The 2,712-nt window shown below is 66.4% G+C and carries 3 protein-coding genes; all 3 read left to right on the top strand.

Features of this window, described 5'->3' with window-relative positions; translation table 11 throughout:
- The first annotated feature begins 98 nt into the window (after positions 1 to 98).
- A complete protein-coding gene (locus tag AC1DYI_RS31890) occupies positions 99 to 260 on the top strand; it encodes a hypothetical protein (protein WP_477208126.1) in 162 nt (53 codons plus the stop codon).
- 64 nt (positions 261 to 324) lie between these two features.
- The gene (locus AC1DYI_RS31885) at positions 325 to 1,176 is read left to right on the top strand and encodes a hypothetical protein (protein ID WP_477208125.1); all 852 of its coding nucleotides are present in this window, start codon (positions 325 to 327) and stop codon (positions 1,174 to 1,176) included.
- A 16-nt stretch (positions 1,177 to 1,192) separates the two neighbouring features.
- A partial coding sequence (gene tssF, locus AC1DYI_RS31880; RefSeq protein WP_477208124.1) for a type VI secretion system baseplate subunit TssF occupies positions 1,193 to 2,712 on the top strand: 1,520 nt, incomplete at its 3' end.

The raw sequence follows: 2,712 nt of genomic DNA, 5'->3' as shown, positions 1-2,712 counted from the left end.
CCTTCGCATCGTTCGGCCGAGGCGTGATTGTCATCGGGATGTAGCCGTGCAGTGCGCCAGATGCCGTCGCCGTCCATCGGGCGCTGATTCGCTACGAGATGCGTATCCGCATCGACACGCTCGAGGTGCACGCGATCGAAGCGAACGGTGTGCTCGACACGCACAACGTCATCGAATTCGAGATCCGCAGCCATCTGTGGTCGCAGCCGGTGCCGCTGGAGATTCTGCTTCGCACGCAGCTGGATCTGGAGGCGGGGTAGGTTCAGGTGACCGAATCGTTCGCCCCCGGCCGCAAGGCTTAACCACACATCAGGTTGAAACGAGATGAAATTCTGGATGTGCATCCCATGCCGAGAGGCCGGCCATGAGCGAGGTGGCTGGTACGTTGACAACACCGCAGCAACGCGACTCGTGTGTGCCTTGGGACATGGCAACCTCTGGGGACCCTATGACACCTGGGACCCCAGGCCGCCGATCAATGCGCACCTCCAGGCGCAGGCGAACTGGCGTCGCATGGTGGAGAAGGCCGCGAAGATCGTCGAGGGATCGTTCGACAACTGCCTGCCGCTGAAGGCGCCGTACTACCTCGAACTGCTCGATCCGCTGCACCGATACGGGCCAGATGCCCGGCTTTTGTTCGATATTTGGCAGGCCGGGGACCGCAAGCAGCTGTTCCTGGACTGGCTGGACGAGCAGCCCCGGCCGCCGGGCGGGGGCGTGATCCAGGTTCCGTCGCAAGACCTCGTGTCGGCGCATCGCATCAGCTTCAACGGCCAGGCAATCGTGGTGCCGGGGAGGTTCCCCGAGGATTGGCGCCGCGCGATCGAGGACGGCCGCCACAACGCGCTGATCTTCGTGACGGACAAGCAGAACTACATGTACGTCGGCTTCAAGAAGCGCGGCAGGTTCCAGCACTCGTCGTTCTTCGGGGGCAAGCCGGTGAAGATGGCCGGCACGCTCTACGTCGACAGCAACTGGCGGATCCGCCAGGTGACGAACGCCAGCGGCCATTACGCACCGGGCGCGGACAAGCTGGCCGAGTTCCTCGTTCAAATGAGAAACCTTGGCTTCAACCTTGCGACGCTGGATCTCAAGTACTGGGACGGCAGAGCCTGGACCTACGAAGGCAAAGCGAAGCCGTGGCTCGACCAGCAGCCCTCCGCCATGGTCCTGTAGCAGGACGGTGCCGTCGATGGATCCCCGCCTCCTTCGCCTCTACACCGACGAGCTGAACCACCTGCAAGAGGTGGGCGCCGAGTTCGCGCGCGAGTTTCCGAAGATCGCGTCGCGACTGGGCATGGAAGGCGCCGAGGTCGCCGACCCGTATGTCGAGCGGCTGCTGGAGGGCTTTGCCTTTCTCGCCGCCCGCGTGCAGCTGAAGCTCGATGCCGAGCAGCCACGCCTGATCGCCCACCTGCTCGAATCGATCTACCCGAACTTTCTGGCGCCGGTGCCGTCGATGATGGTGGCGCGCTTCGGCGTCGACACGACCGACCCGAACCTGATCAAGGGCTATCCGGTGCCGCGCGGCAGCACGCTGCAGTCCGAGCTGCCACGCGGGCAGGACACGCGCTGCGAGTTCCGCACCGCGCATGCGGTGACGCTGTGGCCGATCGAGCTGGTCAGTGCGCAGTACTTCACCCATGCACCCGACCTGCCGTTGAAGCACCTGCCGCCCGCGCTGGGCGCCAAAGGCGGCTTGCGGCTGCGCTTGCGTGCGGGCGGCGGCATCAGCTTCGACCAGCTCAAGCTGGACAAGCTGGCCCTCTACATCAGCGCACCGGACGACGTGGCTTTCAGGCTGCACGAACTGGTGCTCGGTGCCACGCTGGGCAGCTGGGTCGGCACCGAGCCGAGCCAGGCGCTGGCGCAGTGGCGGGGCGCCGAGAGCGTGCAGCCGATGGGTTATGCCGCCGACCAGGCGCTGCTGCCGGAGGCGCACCGCAGCTTCTCGGGTTGCCGGCTGCTGCAGGAAGCCGCAGCGATGCCGCAGCGCTTCTTGTTCTTCGAGATCAACAGCTTGGCCCAGCGGCTCGCACGTGTGAACGGCAGTGAGGCCGAGCTGGTGCTGCTGTTCAACCGCGGCGACGCGACGCTCGAACCGCTGGTGGACGCCGACAGCCTGTCGCTGCACTGCACGCCGGCGATCAACCTTTTCCCCAAGCGGTTGGACCGCATCCAGCTCAGCCTCGGCAGCTGGGAGTATCACGTCGTACCCGACCGCACCCGGCCGATGGACTACGAGGTGCACAGCCTGCAGTCGGTCGTCGGCTTCGGCAGCGGCCAGCTCGGCCAGCAGACCTTCTGGCCGCTGTATGCAACCTACCACGAGGCGCCGCGCGAGGTGCCGGGTTACTTCACTGCACGCCGCGAGCCACGCTTGCTGTCGCCACGGCAAAAAGAGCACGGGCCGCGTTCGTCCTACATCGGCGACGAGGTGTTCCTATCGCTGGTCGACCCGCAGCACGCCCCATACCGCGAAGACATTCGCCAGCTGTCGATCTCGGCCTGGGTCACCAACCGCGACCTGCCCACGCTGTTGCCGCACAACGGCCAGGCCGGCGCGGCCCCCGCCTGGCGGCTGGACGCGCCGGGCCCGGTGCTGCGCGTGGACGCGTTGCGTGGCCCCACGCGGCCGGTCAGTCGCCGGCCCGCCGGCGAGCTGGGCTGGAGCCTGGTGGGCCTGCTGACGATGAACCAGTTGCCCTGGGC

This window comes from Ideonella sp. P3_A4 (genome assembly GCF_056403075.1).
The sequence above is the reverse complement of the archived record's forward strand: the minus strand, read 5'-3'. Positions and strand labels throughout refer to the sequence as shown.